This window comes from Candidatus Stoquefichus massiliensis AP9, assembly GCF_000455285.1.
Classification (GTDB): Bacteria; Bacillota_I; Bacilli_A; order Erysipelotrichales; family Coprobacillaceae; genus Stoquefichus; species Stoquefichus massiliensis.
This window is the reverse complement of the sequence record NZ_HG005288.1, coordinates 294,285-313,688: the sequence shown is the minus strand read 5'-3', so window position 1 is coordinate 313,688 and position 19,404 is coordinate 294,285. Positions and strand designations below refer to the sequence as shown.

The following is a 19,404-nucleotide window of genomic DNA, read 5'->3' as shown; positions in this document are numbered from 1 at the left end:
AGGTACTTTCTCCTAAACTTCAATAGATATGCACTATCACATTGTATAATTCAAAATTGAAATTATGTCAAATTATGTTAGAATGATTATATGGATATTGAAAGGGGAAGCTAAATGAAAAAAGTATTTAAATTTTTGGCAATGATATTAATGGTCATTGTCTTAACTGGATGTATGAAAATGAATATTCAGGTTGAAGTTAAATCTGATAAAACAATGAATATGGGAATGGAAATGCTAGTTGAAGAGTCTTTACTAAAAACAACAGGCATGACAACTGATGATTATTTGAATAAAATGAAAGAACAGATTCTTTCTAAAGAGAGTTTAAAAGATGCTAAGACAACACCAATTAATAAAACAATTGATGGAACAAAATGGGTTGGATTAAATATTGAAGGAGTAAGTTCGGCAGAAGAAACAACAAATTTATTATCTGAAAAAGAGATTGATGGAGAAAAATGCATTGTTTTAACATTGCCGATGGATGACTTTGAAAATGAAATGGATTTAGATTCAATGAATGCATATGGGTATTCTGTTTCTAAATTAAAAGCAGCTGGAATGGAAATGAATGTTATTGTAGAAATGCCAGGAGAAGCAACAACAAATTTAGGAAAGGCTGAAGGAAATAAAGTCACTGTTGATTTATTAGAATTAATGTCTAGTGGAAATACTGATGATTTAGTGATTTCTTCACCAATGTCTAGTGGTGGTATAGGAACAACAATTGCTTTGATTGCTTGTGGTGTGGCTATTATTCTTATAGCAGTATTCTTTGTATTAAAGAAGAAAAAAACAAATGGGAACGCAGAATCTTCAGCTACACCTGAAATAACTAAACTTGAAGATGAACAAACATACTGCCCTAATTGTGGAGAAGTAATTCAATCTGAAGAAACATGTCCTAAATGTGGATACAAAATCAGGAAATAGTGGTTATTGACCACTATTTTTAATATAAATAATAATGAAAAATCATTAATAATATGGTTAATAATAATATAGATAAAACATGATTCACTCTTCTTAACATATATTTCATAATCTCACCTATTTTCATTATATGCAAATGATTTAAAAAAGTCTTTTCATCATAATAAAAAAATGTTAATATATTTCAAAAAGATGAGGTGATACTATGTTGAGATTTACAAAAATGGAAGGAATAGGCAATGATTATATTTATTTTGATGGTATAAATCAAGATATTCCTATGGATAAGCAATTCATCTCAAAAATTAGTGATCGTCATTTTGGAATTGGTAGTGATGGTATGATTGTTATTTTAGCATCAAAACAATATGATTTTAAGATGCGTATGTTTAATTTGGATGGCAGTGAAGGAAAAATGTGCGGTAATGGGATTCGCTGTTTTGCTAAATTTGTATATGACCATGGATTGACAGATCAAACATATTTAGAGATTGAAACTCTAGGTGGTATAAAGAAAGTTTGGTTGACTGTTGAAAATCATATAGTTCAAAGTGTAAAAGTAGATATGGGAGAACCAATCTTAAATACTAAGGAAATTCCTTGTCTTTTTGAAAAAGAATATATGATTAATGAAAATGTAGAAGTTACTGGTAAGATTTATCAATTAACATCTTTATCAATGGGAAATCCTCATACAGTTATGTATGTAGATAATCTTGATTTTGATATAAAGACCATTGGACCAAACATTGAACATCATCCGTTGTTTCCAGATTTAGTTAATACAGAGTTTGTTGAAGTTATCAATAGACAATATTTAAAAATGCGTGTTTGGGAACGGGGCTCAGGAGAAACGATGGCTTGTGGAACAGGTGCATGTGCAGCTATGTATGCAAGTTATTTAAATGGATTATGTGATGAACATGTTCGAGTTGAATTATTAGGTGGTGTTTTGGATATAAGTTATAAGAATGGACATATTTATATGGAAGGTAATGCTCATACTATATTTGAAGGTATTATAAACGAGGAGGATTTTTATGTATAAAAGCGCTGAAGAGATTATTGAATATATTGGTAATGCAAAGAAGCAAACACCTGTAAAGGTTTATGTGAAAGGAAATAATTTGCCAGAGGGAGATGGATTTAAATCTTTTGGAGATAAGTCTACAAGAGTATTAATAGGTGATCTAGAGACTGTTCAAGAATATTTGAATCAATATGCCGATTTGATTACTGATTCTTATTTAGAACAGGATCGACGTCATAGTGCGATTCCTATGCTGGATTTAACGAATATTAATGCACGTATTGAACCTGGTGCTTTGATTCGAGATAATGTTGAAATTGGAGATCATGCAGTTATTATGATGGGGGCAATCATCAACATTGGAGCAAAAATCGGTGAAGATTCTATGATTGATATGGGAGCTATTTTAGGTGGACGTGCCATTGTTGGTAAACGTTGTCATGTTGGTGCTGGAGCAGTTCTAGCTGGTGTAATTGAACCACCGAGTGCAACACCTGTTATATTAGAGGATGATGTTTTAATTGGTGCAAATGCGGTTGTGGTTGAAGGGGTTCGTGTTGGTAAAGGAGCAGTTGTTGGGGCAGGAAGTATTGTTTTAAAAGATGTTCCAGCAGGAGCTGTCGTAGCAGGAAATCCAGCAAGAATCATTCATGAAAAAAAATCGGAACAAACCAAAGAAAAAACACAGTTGATGGATGATTTAAGAAAATTATAGGGCGGAAACATGGAAGAATTAAGAAGATGGCGAAGAGATTTACATAAGATTCCTGAGTTGGGTTTAAAAGAATATAAGACGGCAGCTTATTTACGACAAGAATTAGAAAAAATGGGGTATCAATGGGAGGCTGTTGTTGAAACAGGAACAATTGTTTATGTTGATTGTCATAGAGAAAAAACGATAGCATTTCGAAGTGATATAGATGGTTTAGCACTAAATGAACATAATGATATTGATTTTCAATCACAACATCATGGCCGTATGCATGCCTGTGGTCATGATGGACATATGAGTGCATTACTAGGGCTGGCAAAACGTATAAAAGAATCTGATTTTTCTTTTCCATATAATATTCTTCTGATTTTTCAGCCTGCTGAGGAATCACCTGGAGCAGCAAAGTTTGTTGTTGAATCAGGGATTCTTGAAGAATATAATGTAAAGGCTATATTTGGTATGCATTTAATGCCATTTATTGAAGAAGGTACAATTGCATGCAAGAATGGTCCATTAATGGCAATGTGTGGTGAAATGGATGTTTCTATTCAAGGTAAGGGATCTCATGCTGGATTGCCACAAGAAGGAATTGATAGTATTATGGTAGCTAGTCACGCTATTCAACAGTATCAGTCATTAGTTGCTAGAAGAATCAGTCCTTTTGTACCTGTTGTACTGAATATCGGACATATTCAAGGAGGAACAACTCGTAATAGTGTTGCCAGTGAAACAGTCATGCATGGAACATTACGTTGTTATGATGAAAAATTATTTATCGATATCACAAATGAAATTGATGCGATTCATCAGGGATTGGAAAAGACTTATGAATGTCAAATAAAATGGAGTTGTCCTCCAATGTATCCACCTGTTATGAATGATGAAAAACTTTATTCAATATTTCGTGAATTGATTAAACAAGATTATATTGAATTAAAAGAACCATTGATGCTGTCTGAAGATTTTGCATTTTATCAAAAAGTTATTCCAGGTATTTTCTTTTATCTAGGAACATATTGTGATCAATATCAAAGTGGATTACATACAGAAACATTTAATTTTCATGAAGAAGTATTAGAAAAAGCAGTGAATTTATATTATACTATTGCATGTCATATGAAGGGAGTGTAAATGATGGATTTATATACGAGAGGGGAACAGGCTTTTTTAAGAGCTTATGGAAGATATGATATTCTTTTAGAAAAAGGTGAAGGTGTTCATTTATATGATACAGAAGGGAAAGAATATTTAGACTTCTATTCAGGAATTGGTGTCAATTCATTAGGTTATGGATATCAGCCTTATGTTGAAGCCTTACAAAAACAAATAGCGACATTAATGCATGTTTCAAATTACTTTTATACACCAGTATCTATAGAGGCTGCCGAAGCTGTGAAAAAAGCTACACAATTAGATGGAGTATTTTTCTGTAATTCTGGAACCGAAGCAACAGAAGGGGCTTTAAAACTGGCTAGAAAATATTATTATTTAAAACATAGAAAAGCAGATAGCGAAATTATTTCTTTTCATCATTCTTTCCATGGGCGTTCTACTGGTTCAGTTAAACTTACTGGCAATCCTCATTATCAGGAAGCCTTTGGACCATTAATTGAAGGTGTTCAATATGCAACACTCAATGATTTAGAAAGTGTTAAAGAACTCATTAATGAACGTACAGCTGCTATTATTGTAGAACCATTACAGGGTGAAGGAGGATTAAACCTTTGTCATAAAGATTTTATGAAAGGTTTAAGAGAACTTTGTGATCAGCATGATATTTGTTTAATATTAGATGAAGTACAATGTGGAATGGGGCGTACAGGAACAATCATGACGTATTTTCAATATGATATCTTGCCAGATATTGTTTGTCTTGCTAAAGGTATTGGCTGTGGTGTTCCAGTTGGAGCATTTGTTGCTAATAAAAAATATGCGAAAGCTATGGAACCAGGGGATCATGGAAGTACTTACGGAGGAAATCCACTTGTATGTGCAGCAGTGAAAACAGTGTTTGAAATTCTTGAAAAAGAAGATTTGCTTACACATGTTAGAGATATGTCAGAATATTTATTAGAGAAGTTAGATGAGTTAGTTAGAGAATTTGATATTATTGAGGAACATCGTGGGTTGGGATTAATGCAAGGTCTCGTCTTTAATCAGAATGTCAAACCGATTGTTAAAGAACTATTAAATGAGGGTGTCATTGTTGTTACTGCAGGAGAAAATGTTTTAAGAATGTTGCCTCCATTTATCATCAATAAAGAGAATATAGATGAATTTATAGGAAAATTGAAAAAAATATTAAAAAAATGAAAATAAAAAAAGAAAATCCGCTTATTTTTACGTATATAGAAGTAAGGGGGTTTTTATATGCACAAATATCCAATAGAATTACAAGACGAAGAAAAAGCATGCGGAGCCTATTGTATTTTAATGATTTTAAAATATTATGGTTTCCAAGAAGAAGTTAAAGAAATTAAAAAGAAAGCAAGACTTAATCAAAATGGTATATCCATTAAGGGTATGCTTGAATGTTTAAAAGCATATCAAATAGAAGCGAAAGCTTATGAGGCAACATTGGATGATATTCATCAAGAAGTTAAGTATCCATGTATTTTGTATATGATTTATGAAGGTATGGGTCATTTTGTTGTTTTGTATGAAAGAAATGATGATGAGTATATTATAGGTGATCCTGCTCGTGGACTCATAACAGTTTATCAGGAAGAAATGAATGAACATTACGCATCACGAATGATAGCTGTTTTGCATGTTGGACGTGTTCCTCAATTGCATTATAAATCTTATCGAGATTTTTTGATGGAAACGTTTATGTCATATCGTCTGCATATGATGTCTTTGCTTTATAAGGGCTTAGGAATATCTCTTTTAGGATATCTTAGTAGTTATTTTTTTCAGATATTCATAGATGATATTCAAAGAGAAACGCAGTTCTTTTATATGGTTGTTTTATGTATTGTGTATTGTTTGATAGAACTTATCAAAACCAAAATGGAAAAGCAAAAAAATAAAGCTATTATTCATTTACAGATGGCATTAGATGAGGATTATGTATTTCATTCATCAATGAAAATGCTTCAGCAATCATCTGCATTCTTTTATCAGGATATCGGATCACTGCAAAGTCAGTTATTAAGTTTATTTGATTTAAGTGAAATGAGTATTGCCTGTTTTGAGAGATTATTTTTAGATGGGTTATCTTTTTTTGTATTTTTAGGTGGTATGATAATATTAAATATTTATATGACGATTGTCGTTGTTATGATGCTGATGGTCATTATGTGTTATGCTTACAAGCGTTTTTCTGTATTGCAAGACATTAATAAACAATACTTAGAGGCACATTTTAGTTATCAGCATCATATATTAGAACTTATTGAAAATCAATTCCTTATTAAAAGATTTCAGATATTTCAAAGAACAAGAGAAAGAAGTTATCATATTTATTTAGATGAGGCTTTATTAAAACAAAAGCAAGCACTTTTTTTAAATCATTTACAAAGTACAATTCAATATATTATTTATATCTTTTATGGTATTGTTTTAGTATTAGGGTTTTATTTTTTTCATCAGGAGCATCTTTCAATAGGTCAATTGATGATGTTTTATATGCTTGTTTCTTATTGTATTCAGCCAGTTTTAAGTATGGTAACATTAGCAAGTCAGTATAAACAAATGAGTTTAATCTATGAAAAATATAAATCTTTTGAATTGGATGAACCTGTTGAAAAAATCAATTTTGATGAAAAGATTACATCTATTACCATTGATAACTTAACTTATGCCTACGGTTATCAGTTGCCTATTTTAGAACATCTTGATTTATCTATTTCTACACATCTTCTTTTAAAAGGAGAAACAGGTTGCGGAAAATCAACTTTCTTGAGGTTATTAATGGGTATAGATTTGAATTATCAAGGAGATATTTATATTAATCATCATGAATTAAGAACTTTAGATTTACAGTCATTATATCAGCATATTGGTTATACTCATGAAACACCTACTTTTTTACATATGAGTTTGTGGAATAATTTTTTATGTCAGGATGAAAAGAAAGTCAAGATGTATTTAAAGGCTTTTGGACAAAGTCATTTAGAAGAGATGTTTTCTGTTGTTTTAAGTGAGGATGGCAGACCTTTATCGCTAGGACAAAGACAAGTCGTTGCGATAATTCGTTTGCTGTGTCAAAATTATGATGTGTTCATATTAGATGAAGCTTTTTCTCATATGGATTCAAAACTAGCAAATAAGATAATACGTTATCTATTGAAAAATGATGATGGGAAAATTTACATTATTGTGAATCATCAAACAAAAATAGTGAACAAGAATGTGGCTTGTGCTATAATTGAAAAAGGAAGATTGAAAAGTAAAGGGTGATAATATGATGATAGATTTTGTATATGAAGATGAAAAAAATTTAAGTGAAGAGAACTATGAACAGCAGTTTATAGAAATTATAGAGAAAACACTTGAGTATTTAAAAATAGAAGATGATGTGGAATTATCTTGTATTATTATTAACGATGATGAGATTCATGCAATGAATCGTGATTATCGGCAAATTGATCGTTCTACTGATGTCATTAGTTTTGCTTTGGAAGATAATGATCAGTTTTATGTTGAAGGGATGCCAAGAAGTTTAGGAGATATTTTCATTTCTTATGATCATGCTAAGGTGCAAGCCATTGAATATGGACATTCACTTCAGCGTGAAATGTGTTTCTTGTTTACACATGGCTTATTGCATTTACTAGGATATGATCATATGAATGAAGAGGATGAAAAAGAAATGTTTGCTTTGCAAAAAGAGATATTAAATGAATTAGGAATTGAAAGGAGTTAACGTATGGATTATCAAAAATTAGTTGATGAAGCTTTTATAGCAACAAAAAATGCTTATGTGCCTTATTCTTCTTTTCGAGTAGGAGCATGTGTTTTGCTTAAAGATGGAACAATGATTCATGGTACAAATATCGAAAATGCTGCTTATGGCTCAACAATGTGTGCTGAAAGAAATGCTGTTTTTCAGGCTTATTGTAGAGGGTATCGTAAAGATGATATTGAAGCACTTGCAATCGTGGGAGATTGTTCTCCATTGATTTCACCTTGTGGAGCATGTCGTCAAGTTTTAGCAGAATTGTTAGATCCTTATACACCTATCATATTAGGGTGTAAAGATTATTATGAAGTGACAAATATGCAAGAATTATTGCCACGCGCATTTACGGGAGAAAGTTTATGACATTTAAATCAGGATTTGTAAGTATTGTGGGTCGACCTAATGTTGGGAAATCGACGTTACTTAATTATATTTTACAAACGAAATTAGCAATAACTTCATCAACTGCGCAAACAACACGGAATACAATTCAAGGTATTTATACGGATGATGAAGCACAAATCATTTTTATGGATACACCAGGTATTCATAAGCCTCAAGATGGCTTAGGATCTTTTATGAATACAAATGCATTGAATAGTATTTATGGTGTTGATTTGGTTTTGTTTATCGCACCAGCTGATGAAAAAATTGGAAAAGGAGATCGTTTTATCGTTGAAAGATTAAAGGAGGCTGATGGACCTGTTTATTTGATTTTAAACAAGATTGATTTGTTGAATAAAGATCAATTAATTATGAAATTGAATGAGTGGAAAGACCTCTTTGATTTTAAAGAAATCATTCCAATTAGTGCATTAAGTGGAGATAATGTTTCAAAACTTATTTCAATCATTAAAGATGATTTAAATGAAGGCGTTATGTATTATCCAAAAGATCATATTACAGATCATCCTGAAAGATTTATTATGGCTGAATTTATTAGAGAAAAAGTTCTGTATTTTACGCATGAAGAAGTTCCTCATAGTGTAGCAATAGTCATTGAAAGAATGATTGAAGATGATAAGGGGGTTCATATTATGGCAGCAATTGTTGTGGATCGTCCAAGTCAAAAAGGAATTATTATTGGTAAACAGGGAAGTTTAATTAAAAAGATTAGACAAAATGCTCGTCGTGAGATGAAACGCTTTTTACAGGTTCCTGTTGAACTTGAACTCTTTGTGAAGGTTGAAAAGGACTGGCGTAATAAACAAAAGTATCTCAAGGAGTTTGGATATGATGAAAACGACTACTAATGAAGAAGTCGTTGCTGGTATTATTTTAAAAACAACCCCTTATAAAGATAATGATATGATTTTACATGTTTATACACGTGAATATGGAAAGATTGGTATTGTTGCAAAAGGGGTTAGAAAAATCACAAGCAAGAATGCTCGTGCCTGTCAGCAGTTAATGATAAGTGAATTAACAATTTACTTAAAAAAAGGACTGAGTACATTAATAAAGGCGACTCCAATTGACTATTTAAGACATGTTAAAGAAAGTTTGGAAAGTGAGATTGTTGCAAACTATATCTTAGAATATTTTTATCGATATATAGAAGAAAATGATCCTATTGAAGAAGAGTATACTATACTTTATCAATGTTTGAAGGCGATGGATCAAGGTTATCAGCCTTTGCTTGTTTATTTATTATTTAATGTGTTTATTCTTGATCATAATGGTGTGTCTTTAGATGTTGATGGTTGTGTTATTTGTGGTTCGCCAAAGGTTGTTTCAATCTCTTTATCTGATGGCGGTTTTTTATGTCAAGAACATGGACAAGGTCATCCAATCTATAGTCCAGATATTTTAAAAGGATTTCGACATATTCATAAAATACCAATTGATTCTCTTGATCATTTACATTTATCAAGAGAAGTCATTTGTACATTAATCAAGATTATGGATGGTTTTATCGAAGAATATACAGGAGTGATGTTAAAAACATCAACATTTATTCAACAAATTGTGTAGATTTCTGCACAATTTTGTTTTTCTTAGCGCTTGTTTGATGTATAATAGGTGCATAAAAGGGGAGACATTATGGGAAATTTTTTACCAACTACAAGAGAAGAAATGTTAGAGAGAGGTTGGCAGCAACCTGATTTTGTTTATATAAGTGGTGATGCCTATGTGGATCATCCTTCATTTGGAGCAGCTATTATTACAAGAACATTAGAAAGTCGTGGTTTTAAAGTTTGTTTTTTGGCTCAACCTGATTGGCATACTTTAGATGATTTTCAAAGATTTGGAAAACCGAGATTAGGATTTTTGATTTCTAGTGGAAATATTGATTCAATGGTGAATCATTACAGTGTGTCTAAAAAAAGAAGAAAAAAGGATAGTTATTCAAATAATGGTGAAGGTGGTCATCGGCCAGATAGAGCGGTTATTGTCTATAGTCAAAAAGTTCGAGAGGCTTATAAAGATGCAACAATTTTAATTGGTGGAATTGAAGCGAGTTTAAGACGTTTATCGCATTATGATTATTGGGATGATAAAGTGAGAAAATCAATTTTGGTTGATTCTGGAGCTGATTTACTGATGTATGGTATGGGTGAAAATAGTGTTGTGGAAATTGCTGAAGCATTGGATGCTGGAATTGATGCTCAATATCTGACTTATTTAGATGGTACAGTTTTTAAAGTCAAAGATCTTTCTCTTGTACCAGAAGGGTATGTTATGCTGCCATCGTTTCAGGATGTATCAACTAATAAAGGCGCATATGCGAAATCATTTGGAATACAATATCGGCATACTGATCATTTTAATGCGAAGACATTGGTAGAACCTTATGATGGGTTTTATGTTGTACAAAATAGACCCAATCGTCCATTAACTCAAATAGAATTTGATGATACATATGCACTACCATATCAAAGAACATATCATCCTATGTATGATTATATTCCAGCGATAGAAGAAGTTCGTTTTTCATTAATTAGTAATCGGGGATGTTTTGGAGCATGTAATTTCTGTGCTTTAAACTTTCATCAGGGACGTATTATCCAAACACGTTCACATGAATCTTTAATTAATGAGGCAAAAATTATGATTGATGAACCTGATTTCAAGGGATATATTCATGATGTTGGTGGACCAACAGCTAACTTTAGACAGCCGAGCTGTAAAAAACAGGAAACACATGGTGCTTGTCCAACAAAACAATGTTTATGGCCTAAACCATGTCAAAATTTGAAAGTTGATCATAGTGATTATTTAGAATTGTTAAAGAAATTAAGATCATTAGATGGTGTGAAAAAAGTTTTTGTGAGATCTGGAATTAGATATGATTATTTGATGTATGATAAAAATGATTTGTTCTTTAAAGAATTGGTTCAAAATCATATTAGTGGTCAATTAAAAGTTGCACCTGAACATATTAGTGATCAGGTCTTAGACAAGATGGGTAAACCTCATCGTGAATTATATGAGAAATTTGTTGAAAAGTATCAAAAATTAAATAAAGATTTAGGAATGAATCAGTATCTTGTGCCTTATTTAATGTCATCACATCCAGGTAGTGATTTAAAGAGTGCCATTGAACTTGCAGAGTATTTAAGAGACATTCACCATACGCCAGAACAAGTGCAAGATTTTTATCCAACTCCTGGAACTCTTTCAACAGCAATGTACTATACTGAATTAGATCCGCGTGATATGAAACCAGTATATGTCGCAAAGACACCAAAAGAAAAAGCAATGCAAAGAGCTCTTATGCAATATCGTAATCCAAAGAATTACCATCTTGTCTATGAAGCTTTAGTTCTTGCAAAAAGACAAGATCTCATTGGATTTGATAGTAAATCTCTCATCAAACCAAAAGGACAATTCCGTCCACCAAAGAGGAGGTCATCATAATGAAACGTACAGAGACTTATACATCTTGTATGCACGTACATGTGCGTTACCATGTTTATGAGCCAAAAGTTGTTTTACGTGTTAAAGGTATTATCCAGATTCATCATGGAATAGGCGAACATGCTGATCGTTATGATCATTTTGCATCTTATTTATTAAATCAGGGGTTTGTTGTGGTAGTGAGTGATTTTGCAGGTCATGGTAAGTCCTTGATTGATTTTGAACAAGGTTATTTTGGTAAGGTGAATGGACCTGATAATCTTGTGAAGGATATGCATCATTTACAACTGATTATGCGAGGACGTTATCCTGATGTTCCTTATTTTATGTTAGGTAGTGATTTGGGGTCTGTTTTAATTCGTAAGTATATGAGTGAATATGGTGATTTTATTGAAGGTGCTTTATTACTTGGTACGCAAACAGAAGTAGAATATCAGTATATAAAAAAAATATATCTTCAATTATTAAAGTTATGGAAAGGACCACTGTATAAGGCAAATTCATATTTTCAATCTTTCCATCAGCGTTTAAATCGAAAGGTTCATCAAACAACAAGTGAAATTGATTGGTTAACAAGTGATAATGATGAGAAAAAGAAGTTTTTAAATGATCCTATGACACATTTCTCATATACAGTACAAGGATATAAGGATATTATTAGGATTGTTAATGAAGTGAATGGTGATGAATCTATTGCGAAAATTCCACAGTATCTTTCACTCTATATAGGTGTTGGGGAATATGATCCAATGGGTAGAAAAATAAAAAAATTATATAATAAATATAAAAAAAGAGATATAAGAGATTTGACTTTAAAGATATTTCCTGCCAAAAGACATGCACTTTTATTTGAAAAAGGAAAGTTAGACGTTTATCAGGATATTTTAAATTGGTTAAATGAAAGAACATATTTATAGTATACCCTTATTGTTGGTTGACAAATAACCACTATAAGGGTATAACTACATACGATAATACATATTATAGGGAAAATATGACTTGGCAGATAGGCTAAGTCTTTCATACTTTATATAAGTGTATAAAATTTGTAAAAAGGGGTAAAAATATGGCAAATAAAGATATGGATAAGTTAATTGCACATGCAAAGAATTCTGGATTTGTTTATCAGGGTTCTGAAATTTATGATGGTTTAGCAAACACTTGGGATTATGGTCCACTAGGTGTAGAAATGAAAAACAATATTAAGAAATTATGGTGGAAGAGATTTATTCAAGAATCACCATATAATGTTGGATTGGATTCAGCTATATTTATGAATCCACGTGTTTGGGAAGCAAGTGGACACGTTGGTGGATTTAGTGATCCTCTTATTGATTGTAAAAACTGTAAAACAAGACACCGTGCTGATAAATTAATTGAGGGATATGATCCTGATGTTCATAGTGACGGTTGGGAACCAGATAAAATGATGAGTTATATTAGAGAACATCATATTAAGTGTCCTGATTGTGGAAGTGAAGATTTTACAGATATTCGTGAATTTGAATTAATGTTCAAAACATATATGGGTGTTGTCAAAGATGCAAAAAATGTCGTTTACTTACGTCCGGAAACAGCTCAAGGTATATTTGTTAATTTTAAGAATATTCAAAGAACATCACGTAAAAAAGTTCCATTTGGAATTGGTCAAATTGGAAAATCATTTAGAAATGAAATTACGCCAGGTAACTTTATTTTTAGGACAAGAGAATTTGAACAAATGGAATTAGAATTCTTTTGTAAACCTGATACTGATTTAGAATGGTTTCATTATTGGAAAGATGGATGTATGCAATTTTTATTAGATTTAGGATTATCAAAAGATAATTTAAGATTTAGAGATCATGAAAAAGAAGAGTTATCTTTCTATTCTAAAGCAACAAGTGATATTGAATACCTATATCCATTTGGTTGGGGTGAATTATGGGGTATTGCTGATAGAACTGATTATGACTTATCAAGACATCAGGAATTCTCTAAGAAGAATTTAGAGTATCTTGATCCTGAAACTAATCAAAAATATATTCCATATGTTATTGAGCCATCTGTTGGAGCAGATCGTTTATTTTTATCTGTGTTATCAGATGCTTATGATGAAGAAACTTTAGAAAATGAAACCCGTACTGTGATGCATTTGCATCCTGCGGTTGCACCTGTAAAGGCTGCTATTTTACCATTAACGAAGAAACAAAGTGAAAAAGCAATGGAAGTTTATACACTTTTATCTCAAGAGTTTAATGTTGATTATGATGTTGCAGGTCAAATTGGAAAACGTTATCGTCGTGCTGATGCTATAGGGACACCATATTGTATTACAATAGATTTTGATACAGAAAATGATCAGTCTGTAACATTACGTGATCGTGATACTATGGAACAGATTCGTTTACCAATTGATCAGTTAGTTACTTATATTTCTGAAAAAATTAAATTTTAATGAAAGGAGAGGACATAAATGGCACGACTACCACAGGAAAAAATCAATGAAATAAGACATAGTGTTGATATCGTTGATGTGATTGGACAATATCTTCCTTTAGAAAAAAGTGGTAGAAATTATAAAGCTTTATGTCCTTTTCATGATGATAAAAATCCTTCTATGTCCGTATCACCAGATAAGCAGATATTCATGTGTTTTGTTTGTGGAACAGGTGGGAATGTATTTACCTTTCTACAAAAATATCTGAAGATATCATACATAGAATCTGTTAAAAAAGTTGCCGAATTAGGTCGTGTTGATTTAAGAGATTATCATCTGGATGTTGAAAAAAGGCCAGAAAATAAAGAACATGTCGCTCTTTATCAAATGCACCAAGAAGCACAGAAAATTTATAGTTATTATTTGAATACGAAGTTAGGACTAGAAGCAAAGACCTATTTAATGAATCGTCATTTTACAGATGATTTGATTAAAGAATTTCAAATTGGTTATGCACCTATTGATCCGGTTTTACATACTGCGTTTTCAAAATTAGGATATAGTGAAATTGATATGGTCAAATCTGGATTGGTTATTGAATCACAGAGTCATTTTGATCGTTATCATGATCGCATTATGTTTCCTTTGTATAATCAACAGGGACAAGTTGTTGGTTTTAGTGGACGTATTTATAAACCAACACAAACTGACAGTAAGTATATAAATTCTCCTGAATCTGATATTTTTGTTAAGGGACAAACCTTATATCATTATCATCAATGTCGAGAAGCAGTTAAACAAGCTGGGTTTATTTATTTATTAGAAGGCTTTATGGATGTCATTGCTATGTATAAAGCCGGAATTGAAAATACTGTAGCTATTATGGGAACAGCACTTACCAAAGGACATATTCAAGCTTTACGGCGATTAACAACTCAAGTTTATTTATGCTTGGATGGTGATCAGGCGGGACAGGCCGCGATGAGTAAAGCAGCAAGAGAGTTAGAAGAAGCAGGTTTTAAAGTAAAAATTATTGTTTTGCCAGATGGACATGATCCAGATGAAATATATGAAGAACATGGTCAGTTAGGATTGGAAGAAGCATTACATAAAACTTTAAAACCCATTGAATTTTTGATGGATTTTGAATATCGAATGGTTGATCCTTTAAATTATGATGATCGAAAAAATTATTTAGAAAAAATGTGTTTTGAAATTACACAGATAACTGATGATATAGATCGTGATTACTATATGCATATTCTTTCTTCTAAATCAGGTTTCTCTTATGAGGTTATTGCTCAGCATGTTGCTGGAATGAAACCCAAAAAAGAAGAATATGTTTATCAGGAAGTAAAAAAAACAATTCGTCTCGTTGATAAATATAAAAAAGCAGAACATGATTTGTTGTTTTATATGTTAAATAGTAAAGATGTTGCTGCCAAGTATGAGGCAAAGGCAGGATTTATGTACAATGATCAATATCGTGTTATTGCATCTTATATTGTTGATTATTATCGTCATCATACATTTATTGAAGTTGCTGATCTTATTGATAGTATACAAAAAGAGGAATTGGTACAAACTGTGTTAGAAATATCGCAGTCAGCATTACCACTTCCATATGAAGAAAAAGCTATTGATGATTATATTCAGACAATTGCAAGTAATGCTAGAAAGATGAAAAAGGATCAATTGTTAGAACAGTTTAATTATATTTTAGATCCGAGTCAAAAGGCTCAGATTTTAAGTGAGATAGTGAAATTAGAGAGTGAAAAGGAGTCTATATGAAAAAAGAAACAAAGAAAAAAGCAGCACCAGTGACTTTCGAAGATTTAAAAAATCTAATTAAAGAAACAGCTGATGCATTAGGTGGAACATTATCACAAGATGATTTGGATGCCTTTTTAACAAAATATGATTTGGATGATGAATCAGCAGAAGAGTTATTACAATTTATTACTGAAAGTGATATTCTCATTGAAGATGGTTTAGATGCTTTAGATATTGATGATGAAGAATTATTAAAAGGTGTTGTTACTGATTTAGATGATTTAGAAGGTTTAGAATCATTAGAAGGTTTAGAAGACCTTGAGGGATTGGATGACGAACTTGGTGGAGATGTTCCTGATTTAGATTTCGTTGGTGATTTTGATATGATGACTGGTGATACAGTCAACATGTATACTGATCATAGTGATGATGATGAGAATCAATTGGGAAGCAATGTGAAGATAAATGATCCTGTTAAAATGTATTTAAAGGAAATAGGACGTGTTGAATTATTAAGTCATGATGAAGAAATTGATTTAGCAAAACGTATTCTTGATGGTGATGAAGAAGCAAAGAAGAAGTTGGCTGCTGCCAACTTACGTTTGGTTGTTTCTATTGCAAAAAGATATGTTGGACGTGGTATGTTATTTTTAGATCTTATTCAAGAAGGAAATATGGGTTTAATTAAGGCTGTTGAAAAATTTGATTATACAAAAGGTTTTAAGTTTTCAACTTATGCGACTTGGTGGATTAGACAAGCTATTACACGTGCTATTGCTGATCAGGCAAGAACAATACGTATTCCAGTTCATATGGTTGAAACAATTAATAAATTAACACGTGTGCAAAGACAATTAATTCAAGAATTAGGAAGAGAGCCTTCTGCCGAAGAAATATCTGATAAAATGGATGGTATGACACCTGATAAAGTGCGTGAAATTCAAAAAATTTCATTAGAACCAGTTTCATTAGAAACACCAATTGGAGAAGAAGATGATTCACATTTAGGTGATTTTATTGAAGATGAAGGAGCAATGTCACCTGATGATTATGCTGCTAATGAATTATTAAAGGATGAATTAAATGAAGTCTTATTAGAACTAACAGATCGCGAAGAAAAAGTTTTACGTTTACGTTTTGGTTTAGATGATGGACGTACGAGAACATTAGAAGAAGTTGGAAAAGAATTTAATGTTACTCGTGAACGTATTCGTCAGATTGAAGCAAAGGCTTTAAGAAAATTGAAGCATCCTTCACGTTCTAAACGTTTGAAAGATTTCTTAGATCGTTAATATGAAACTATCAAAAAGATTACAAGCCATTGCTGACTTGATTATCAAATATAAACAAGGAAAGATACTTGCTGATATCGGAACAGATCATGCTTATTTACCGTGCTATTTAGTGAAGCATGATGTGATAGAAAAAGCATATGCATGTGATATTGCAAGTGGACCTATTAATGCATCAATAGAAACGATTCAGCAGTATGAATTAGAAAAGCAGGTCATACCACTTCTAGGAAGTGGTATGAACCCTATTATAGATAAATCGGTAGATATGATTAGTATTTGTGGAATGGGTGGAAAATTAACAGTTGATATTTTAAATGAACATCCTGATTTTCTATCTCAACATCGCTTTATTTTACAAGCAAATATTGGATTGGAGATTCTAAGAGAATATTTATATCATCAGAATATGAAAATTATTGATGAGGATATTGTCAAAGATGCACATCATATTTATGAGATTATTGTATGTGAAAAAACAAAAGAAGAAATAATTTATAATGAAAGTGATTTTTATTTTGGTCCTTGTTTAAGAAAACGTAAAAACGGTTTGTTTTATGAAAAGTGGCATAGACAATTGGAAATTCAAAGAAATATTTTGAAATCATTAGATGAAAAACATCCCCGTTTTCAAGAGGTTCAACATATGATTGATTTGATTGAAGGTGAAATAAATGCAAGCTAAAGATATTATTGAAGTTATGGAAAAGCATTATCCTTTATCTTCACAAGAAGAGTGGGATAAGTGCGGATTACAGATAGGTGATATTTATACAAATGTCACAAAAGTTATGGTTTCTTTAAATGCGGATATACAAACATTAGAAGAAGCTATTGATAATGATTGTCAAATGTTAATAACACATCATCCTTTTTTGTTAGACCCTATTATTAATATCGATAAAGACTCAATTATGGGTAAATTTATTTATAAGGCCATTGAAAATCATGTTGTTGTGTATAGTTCACATACAGCATTGGATAATGTGTCTATGAATCAATGGCTTATTGAAGAACTTGGTGTCCATGATATAGAAATTGGTACAGATGGAATAACACGACAGGCAACTTTAAATCAGCCAATGACAATGGAGGCATTTATTGATTATGTTCAAAGTGTCTATCATTTAGAACATTTTAAATATGCTGGGTATGTTGATAAAGTTGAGAAGGTTGCTATATGTGGTGGGAGTGGTGCAGATTTTATGGAACAGTTTTATGGACAGGCTGATGCATATTTAACTGGTGATACAAAGTATCGTCATGCAAAAAATGCAGTTGATCATCAAATGTTATTGATTGATATCAATCATCATGCAGAAAATATTATGGTCTTAAAACTCAAAGAACTTTTAGGTAAGGAGTTAGATGTAGAAATCATTGAAGGAAGTTCATCTGATTACTACATGTATCGATAACATGATTCTCACAACCATGTGTTACATAAAACGCAATCACCAAACTTTAATGTTACATCGTATTAAAAAAGAGAATGATATTAATGCAGGAAAATGGATAGGTGTTGGTGGTAAGTTTGAAGCTGGAGAAAGCGCTGAAGACTGCATGAAAAGAGAAATCCTTGAAGAAACTGGATTGACTGCTCATTCTTTAAAGTTGCATGGTTTTGTAATGTTTCCTCAACTTTATCATGGTCAGGATGAAGGCATGTTTGTTTATACATGTACTGATTTTAGTGGTGAAGTTCATGAGTGTAATGAAGGTGTTCTACAATGGATTGATGATGAACATATATCTGATTTACCAATGTGGGAAGGTGATTATCATTTCTTTGATTGGATGAAAGATGGTCATTTTCATAGTGCTAAAATATTTTATCAAGATGATCACGTGATTGAATATCAAGATCATATTTATTAAGGTTTATCGCTTGATAAACCTTTTTGTTAAAGAAATTAGCAACATTGCCAAGTTTTTTTGATAGATAAATGATATGTTTTACCTTATACTAAGAGTATAAAGGAGAGATAAAAATGCTTGGTGATAATTTAATAAAATTACGTAAAAAACAAGGAATGAGTCAACAAGAAGTAGCTGATATTTTACAGGTGAGTCGTCAAACAATTTCTAATTGGGAATTAAATCAGGGAGCACCAACGATTGATAAAGCTACAGAATTAGCAAGGCTTTATCATATCAGTTTAGATGATTTAGTTGGTCTAGAAGTTGTGAGTACAAATCGAAAAAAAGAATCACTTCTTCTCAAAAACTTAATAGGTAAGGTATGTAAGCTTGATTGTAAAGAAGTAGATCTTTTGCTTGATTCTCCAATCAAGGAACAATTCTTAATATTAGATATTAATAATCAATGGGTTAAAGTTAAATATGAAAGAAAGAAAATGACAAAGAAAAAAGAAGAAGTGATTAAACTGATTGATATTGATGATATTAATGGTTTTGAAGTGGTAGGTGAAACTAATGAGTGATTTTTGGTTAGTATTTATTGCTGGATTATTA

The 19,404-nt window shown here is 31.6% G+C and carries 19 protein-coding genes; all 19 read left to right on the top strand.

The genetic code is table 11. The annotated features are described in order from the left end of the window. The first annotated feature begins 114 nt into the window (after positions 1 to 114). The 19 genes from BN350_RS09475 to BN350_RS09385 all read left to right on the top strand — a co-directional run bounded on the left by BN350_RS09475 (position 115) and on the right by BN350_RS09385 (position 19,373). Complete coding sequence (locus BN350_RS09475; RefSeq protein ID WP_028043388.1) at positions 115 to 936, top strand: zinc ribbon domain-containing protein; 822 nt, start codon at positions 115 to 117, stop codon at positions 934 to 936. A gap of 205 nt (positions 937 to 1,141) precedes the next feature. After that, positions 1,142 to 1,984 carry a diaminopimelate epimerase gene (dapF, locus tag BN350_RS09470; protein ID WP_044600231.1) on the top strand — a complete coding sequence of 281 codons (843 nt, stop codon included), beginning with the start codon at positions 1,142 to 1,144 and terminating at the stop codon, positions 1,982 to 1,984. Further along, complete coding sequence (dapD, locus tag BN350_RS09465) at positions 1,977 to 2,681, top strand: 2,3,4,5-tetrahydropyridine-2,6-dicarboxylate N-acetyltransferase (protein ID WP_044600230.1); 705 nt, start codon at positions 1,977 to 1,979, stop codon at positions 2,679 to 2,681. The genes dapF and dapD overlap by 8 nt, the downstream gene beginning before the upstream one ends. 9 nt (positions 2,682 to 2,690) lie before the next feature. Then, a complete protein-coding gene (locus BN350_RS09460; protein ID WP_028043385.1) occupies positions 2,691 to 3,809 on the top strand; it encodes a M20 metallopeptidase family protein in 1,119 nt (372 codons plus the stop codon). A gap of 3 nt (positions 3,810 to 3,812) precedes the next feature. After that, the gene (locus BN350_RS09455) at positions 3,813 to 4,991 is read left to right on the top strand and encodes an aspartate aminotransferase family protein (RefSeq protein ID WP_028043384.1); all 1,179 of its coding nucleotides are present in this window, start codon (positions 3,813 to 3,815) and stop codon (positions 4,989 to 4,991) included. Positions 4,992 to 5,048: 57 nt separating this feature from the next. Further along, positions 5,049 to 7,082 carry a cysteine peptidase family C39 domain-containing protein gene (locus BN350_RS09450; protein ID WP_028043383.1) on the top strand — a complete coding sequence of 678 codons (2,034 nt, stop codon included), beginning with the start codon at positions 5,049 to 5,051 and terminating at the stop codon, positions 7,080 to 7,082. A 4-nt stretch (positions 7,083 to 7,086) separates the two neighbouring features. After that, a complete protein-coding gene (gene ybeY / locus BN350_RS09445; protein WP_028043382.1) occupies positions 7,087 to 7,548 on the top strand; it encodes an rRNA maturation RNase YbeY in 462 nt (153 codons plus the stop codon). A 3-nt stretch (positions 7,549 to 7,551) separates the two neighbouring features. Further along, a complete protein-coding gene (locus BN350_RS09440) occupies positions 7,552 to 7,947 on the top strand; it encodes a cytidine deaminase (RefSeq protein WP_028043381.1) in 396 nt (131 codons plus the stop codon). After that, positions 7,944 to 8,837: a GTPase Era gene (era, locus tag BN350_RS09435; protein WP_028043380.1), complete on the top strand. Its 894-nt coding sequence runs from the start codon at positions 7,944 to 7,946 to the stop codon at positions 8,835 to 8,837. Before BN350_RS09440 ends, era begins: the two co-directional genes overlap by 4 nt. Continuing rightward, positions 8,818 to 9,558: a DNA repair protein RecO gene (gene recO / locus BN350_RS09430; protein WP_231385259.1), complete on the top strand. Its 741-nt coding sequence runs from the start codon at positions 8,818 to 8,820 to the stop codon at positions 9,556 to 9,558. The genes era and recO overlap by 20 nt, the downstream gene beginning before the upstream one ends. A gap of 69 nt (positions 9,559 to 9,627) precedes the next feature. Next, positions 9,628 to 11,445, top strand: a complete 1,818-nt coding sequence (locus tag BN350_RS09425; RefSeq protein WP_028043378.1) for a YgiQ family radical SAM protein — start codon at positions 9,628 to 9,630, stop codon at positions 11,443 to 11,445. Next, positions 11,445 to 12,362, top strand: coding sequence for an alpha/beta fold hydrolase (locus tag BN350_RS09420; protein WP_028043377.1), 918 nt, complete (start codon positions 11,445 to 11,447; stop codon positions 12,360 to 12,362). Before BN350_RS09425 ends, BN350_RS09420 begins: the two co-directional genes overlap by 1 nt. A 149-nt stretch (positions 12,363 to 12,511) precedes the next feature. Continuing rightward, positions 12,512 to 13,882, top strand: a complete 1,371-nt coding sequence (locus BN350_RS09415) for a glycine--tRNA ligase (protein ID WP_028043376.1) — start codon at positions 12,512 to 12,514, stop codon at positions 13,880 to 13,882. A gap of 18 nt (positions 13,883 to 13,900) precedes the next feature. Next, entirely contained in the window at positions 13,901 to 15,655 is a 1,755-nt protein-coding gene (dnaG, locus tag BN350_RS09410; protein ID WP_028043375.1) for a DNA primase, read from the top strand. Continuing rightward, positions 15,652 to 16,929, top strand: coding sequence for an RNA polymerase sigma factor RpoD (gene rpoD, locus BN350_RS09405; RefSeq protein WP_028043374.1), 1,278 nt, complete (start codon positions 15,652 to 15,654; stop codon positions 16,927 to 16,929). Before dnaG ends, rpoD begins: the two co-directional genes overlap by 4 nt. A gap of 1 nt (position 16,930) precedes the next feature. Further along, entirely contained in the window at positions 16,931 to 17,614 is a 684-nt protein-coding gene (locus BN350_RS09400; protein ID WP_028043373.1) for a tRNA (adenine(22)-N(1))-methyltransferase, read from the top strand. Next, a complete protein-coding gene (locus tag BN350_RS09395; RefSeq protein WP_028043372.1) occupies positions 17,604 to 18,347 on the top strand; it encodes a Nif3-like dinuclear metal center hexameric protein in 744 nt (247 codons plus the stop codon). The genes BN350_RS09400 and BN350_RS09395 overlap by 11 nt, the downstream gene beginning before the upstream one ends. A gap of 16 nt (positions 18,348 to 18,363) precedes the next feature. Continuing rightward, positions 18,364 to 18,807 (top strand): NUDIX hydrolase, encoded by a 444-nt coding sequence (locus BN350_RS09390; RefSeq protein ID WP_231385258.1) that lies wholly within the window; start codon positions 18,364 to 18,366, stop codon positions 18,805 to 18,807. Between the two features lie 113 nt (positions 18,808 to 18,920). Next, positions 18,921 to 19,373, top strand: coding sequence for a helix-turn-helix transcriptional regulator (locus tag BN350_RS09385; protein WP_028043370.1), 453 nt, complete (start codon positions 18,921 to 18,923; stop codon positions 19,371 to 19,373). Positions 19,374 to 19,404 lie beyond the last annotated feature (31 nt).

Bases quoted from the DNA above. Each gene is read 5' to 3' on its own strand.
- BN350_RS09475 (WP_028043388.1), top strand. From the start codon at position 115: ATGAAAAAAGTATTTAAATTTTTGGCAATGATATTAATGGTCATTGTC.
- dapF (WP_044600231.1), top strand. From the start codon at position 1,142: ATGTTGAGATTTACAAAAATGGAAGGAATAGGCAATGATTATATTTAT.
- dapD (WP_044600230.1), top strand. From the start codon at position 1,977: ATGTATAAAAGCGCTGAAGAGATTATTGAATATATTGGTAATGCAAAG.
- BN350_RS09460 (WP_028043385.1), top strand. From the start codon at position 2,691: ATGGAAGAATTAAGAAGATGGCGAAGAGATTTACATAAGATTCCTGAG.
- BN350_RS09455 (WP_028043384.1), top strand. From the start codon at position 3,813: ATGGATTTATATACGAGAGGGGAACAGGCTTTTTTAAGAGCTTATGGA.
- BN350_RS09450 (WP_028043383.1), top strand. From the start codon at position 5,049: ATGCACAAATATCCAATAGAATTACAAGACGAAGAAAAAGCATGCGGA.
- ybeY (WP_028043382.1), top strand. From the start codon at position 7,087: ATGATGATAGATTTTGTATATGAAGATGAAAAAAATTTAAGTGAAGAG.
- BN350_RS09440 (WP_028043381.1), top strand. From the start codon at position 7,552: ATGGATTATCAAAAATTAGTTGATGAAGCTTTTATAGCAACAAAAAAT.
- era (WP_028043380.1), top strand. From the start codon at position 7,944: ATGACATTTAAATCAGGATTTGTAAGTATTGTGGGTCGACCTAATGTT.
- recO (WP_231385259.1), top strand. From the start codon at position 8,818: ATGATGAAAACGACTACTAATGAAGAAGTCGTTGCTGGTATTATTTTA.
- BN350_RS09425 (WP_028043378.1), top strand. From the start codon at position 9,628: ATGGGAAATTTTTTACCAACTACAAGAGAAGAAATGTTAGAGAGAGGT.
- BN350_RS09420 (WP_028043377.1), top strand. From the start codon at position 11,445: ATGAAACGTACAGAGACTTATACATCTTGTATGCACGTACATGTGCGT.
- BN350_RS09415 (WP_028043376.1), top strand. From the start codon at position 12,512: ATGGCAAATAAAGATATGGATAAGTTAATTGCACATGCAAAGAATTCT.
- dnaG (WP_028043375.1), top strand. From the start codon at position 13,901: ATGGCACGACTACCACAGGAAAAAATCAATGAAATAAGACATAGTGTT.
- rpoD (WP_028043374.1), top strand. From the start codon at position 15,652: ATGAAAAAAGAAACAAAGAAAAAAGCAGCACCAGTGACTTTCGAAGAT.
- BN350_RS09400 (WP_028043373.1), top strand. From the start codon at position 16,931: ATGAAACTATCAAAAAGATTACAAGCCATTGCTGACTTGATTATCAAA.
- BN350_RS09395 (WP_028043372.1), top strand. From the start codon at position 17,604: ATGCAAGCTAAAGATATTATTGAAGTTATGGAAAAGCATTATCCTTTA.
- BN350_RS09390 (WP_231385258.1), top strand. From the start codon at position 18,364: ATGTGTTACATAAAACGCAATCACCAAACTTTAATGTTACATCGTATT.
- BN350_RS09385 (WP_028043370.1), top strand. From the start codon at position 18,921: ATGCTTGGTGATAATTTAATAAAATTACGTAAAAAACAAGGAATGAGT.